We start from the raw sequence: 2912 nt of genomic DNA on the forward strand, positions 1-2912 counted from the left end.
CCCCCTGCCCCGCACCTGGCTGCTCATCGCCTGTTTTGGCATCATCAACAGCGGCTACGGCATCGTCGTGGCCTGGCTGGCCCCGGCCTACATGGCGGCGGGCTGGAGCGCCCAGCAAGGGGGCGAGCTGGTGGCCTGGCTCGCCCTGGCCCAGACCGCGAGCGGCCTTGGCCTGCCTCTGCTGGCAGCCGGTCGGCTGGACCGCCGCCCCTGGATGGCGCTGGCCATCGCCATGCAGCTGGCAGGCTTTGGCGGCCTCTGGCTCGCTCCCCAGACAGCCCCCCTGCTCTGGTGTTTGCTGTGCGGCGCCGGGCTTGGGGGGAGCTTCTCCCTCATCATGGTGATTGCGCTGGATCACCTGCCCGACCCGCGCCGGGCGGGCGCCCTCTGCGCCCTGATGCAGGGGGTCGGCTTCATGGTGGCGGCTACCGGCCCCTGGGTGGCGGCCCGCCTGCACCATGCAAGCGGTGACTTCGCCGCCGCCTGGCAGTGGCAGCTCGGCGCCCTGGTCCTGATGAGCCTGCTGGTGGTGCGTCTCAACCCGCGCCACTACCCAAGGGCCATGGGCCTGCCCCCGGAGCAGGCCATGGCTGTGCAGACGGCAGGCCACAAGCCTGCCTGATCTGGCGAGCACCGGCCTTGGGGGCCAGAAAGCACAACACCGGCCTTGGCCGGTGTTGTTCATCAGGGTGCGGGAAGGCCTGGCGCTCAGCGCCCCTTCTTCTGGCGCCCGCCCTGCCCTGGCCGCGGTTTGCCCGGGGCGGGTTTGCCCCCTTTGCCGGGCGCGCTTTTACCTGCTCCCCCTTTGCTGGCAGCCCCTCTGCCCGCCCCGCCCTTGCCTGCGGGGCTCTTCTTCTCGAAGGCCTCGGGACCCGGCACATTGGGCCGCCCGCCAATCTCGTGATCGTCGCTGCGCCGCGGCTTCTTGGCCTGGGCCGGGGTGCCGGCCGCAGCCGCCTTGGGCTTGGCAACCTGAGCCCCCTTGGCCGGTTTCGCCTCGGAGGAGGAGTCCTCAATCAGCTTGAACAGCTCGATCAGCTCGTCGTCGGTGAGATCGCGCCACTCCCCTACCGGCAGCCCCTTGAGGCTGACGTTCATGATGCGGATGCGCTCGAGCTTGGTCACCTCGAAGCCGAAGTGCTCGCACATGCGGCGGATCTGGCGGTTGAGCCCCTGCACCAGGGTGATGCGAAACACGAAGGGCGCCTCTCGCTTCACCTTGCACTTCTTGGTGACGGTGCCGAGGATGGGCACCCCGGCCGCCATGCCCCGGACGAACTCGTCGGTCACCGGCTTGTCCACGGTCACCAGGTACTCTTTCTCGTGATCGTTGCCCGCCCGCAGGATCTTGTTCACCAGATCCCCGTGGTTGGTGAGGAAGATGAGCCCCTGGGAGTCCTTGTCGAGGCGCCCTATGGGGAAGATGCGGGTGCTGTGGTTGACGAAGTCGACGATGTTGTCCTTCTCCCCCGCCTCCGTGGTGCTGACGATGCCCACCGGCTTGTTGAGGGCGATGAAGACCAGGCTGTCGGCCTCGCGCGGCTCGATCACCTGACCGTTAACCTTGACCAGATCCCCGGCAAACACCTGATCCCCCACCCCGGCCCGCTTGCCGTTGATGAAGACGTTGCCCTGCTCGATGAAACGATCGGCCTCACGACGGGAGCAGATGCCGCTCTCGCTGATGTATTTGTTCAGGCGCATGGATTCATCGGCCAGCATGGGTCACCTCCCGGGTCGGATGGGCCTTGAGAATGGCTGGCTGGATCAGCCGCGCTGTGGTCGGGTTCGTCTGCATACAACTCCATGAAATAAGGGCCTGCGCCCTGCATGTTCGGCAAAAAACGCCGCTACAGTAGCACATTGCACGCGCCCGCGCCCGGCCCCGTCGCACCCTGGCTGCTGGCTCACAGGGGGGCTGCCCCTGATGCAGCAGCAGGCCCCCCATTATCCAGCGTGCGGTGACGCCGCGGCCCTGATTGGGCTGCACCGCGCACTCCCTACCTCTTTTCACTTTATGGTACTCACTTCATGGGCCGGGCCCCCGCCGCCGAAGATAGGGTGCGGCCTTCAGCAGATAGCCAGATGATCTAACGCTTGATATTTATCCAGCAAAAATGCATAAAAAGATTTTGGTCATCGCGAATTATCTGCTCTGACCCGCCGACGACGGGAAATGACACCCCCATCGGGGCGCAACAACGGGCCCCTTGAGCCCCGCGAACCCTGAAGACGGGCATGATCCCCTCTCTGGCAGGACGCCACTTTCATCATTCACCACAGGAGTTAAAGATGAGTCATTCCCTCTCCCAGGAGGCCTTCCTGGCCCAGGTCGCCAGCCGCAACCCTCACCAGCCCGAGTTCATCCAGGCAGTGAGTGAGGTGATCGCCTCCATCTGGCCCTATGTGGAGCGCCACCCCCGCTACCTGCAACACGGCCTGCTGGAGCGATTGGTGGAACCCGAGCGCCTGGTGCAGTTTCGGGTGAGCTGGGTGGATGACCAGGGCCAGGTGCAGGTGAACCGCGGCTACCGGGTGCAGCACAGCTCCGCCATCGGCCCCTTCAAGGGCGGCATGCGCTTCCACCCCTCGGTGGATCTCTCTGTGCTGAAATTCCTCGCCTTCGAGCAGACCTTCAAGAACGCCCTCACCACCCTGCCCATGGGCGGCGGCAAAGGGGGCAGCGATTTCGATCCCAAGGGCAAGAGCGAAGGAGAAGTGATGCGCTTCTGCCAGGCCCTGATGCTGGAGCTCTATCGCCACCTGGGGGCCAACACCGACGTGCCGGCGGGTGACATCGGGGTGGGCGGGCGCGAGGTGAGCTACATGGCGGGCATGATGAAGAAGCTCACCAACAGCGCCGAGTGCGTCTTCACCGGCAAGGGACTCTCCTTTGGCGGCAGCCTCATTCG

At 65.7% G+C, this 2912-nt stretch carries 2 protein-coding genes and 1 pseudogene; 2 read left to right on the plus strand and 1 reads right to left on the minus strand.

Features of this window, described 5'->3' with window-relative positions; genetic code table 11:
• A pseudogene (locus C3418_RS23190) lies at nt 1-622 on the plus strand (CynX/NimT family MFS transporter); the annotation flags it as partial.
• A gap of 86 nt (nt 623-708) precedes the next feature.
• Here the strand turns inward: C3418_RS23190 and rluF are convergent.
• Nucleotides 709-1722: a 23S rRNA pseudouridine(2604) synthase RluF gene (gene rluF / locus C3418_RS23195; RefSeq protein ID WP_052814630.1), complete on the minus strand. Its 1014-nt coding sequence runs from the start codon at nt 1720-1722 to the stop codon at nt 709-711.
• 570 nt (nt 1723-2292) lie between these two features.
• Here rluF and C3418_RS23200 point away from each other — a divergent pair.
• Nucleotides 2293-2912: Glu/Leu/Phe/Val dehydrogenase dimerization domain-containing protein (locus C3418_RS23200; protein WP_308457655.1), on the plus strand; the 620-nt coding region annotated here is incomplete at its 3' end.

Origin of the sequence: Aeromonas sp. ASNIH8 (assembly GCF_002919855.1) — a bacterium.
In the GTDB taxonomy this organism is placed as follows: Bacteria; Pseudomonadota; Gammaproteobacteria; order Enterobacterales; family Aeromonadaceae; genus Aeromonas; species Aeromonas caviae.

What these genes read in the sequence shown, in the direction of transcription:
- rluF (WP_052814630.1), bottom strand. Translation starts at nt 1,722, where the DNA reads ATGCTGGCCGATGAATCCATGCGCCTGAACAAATACATCAGCGAGAGC.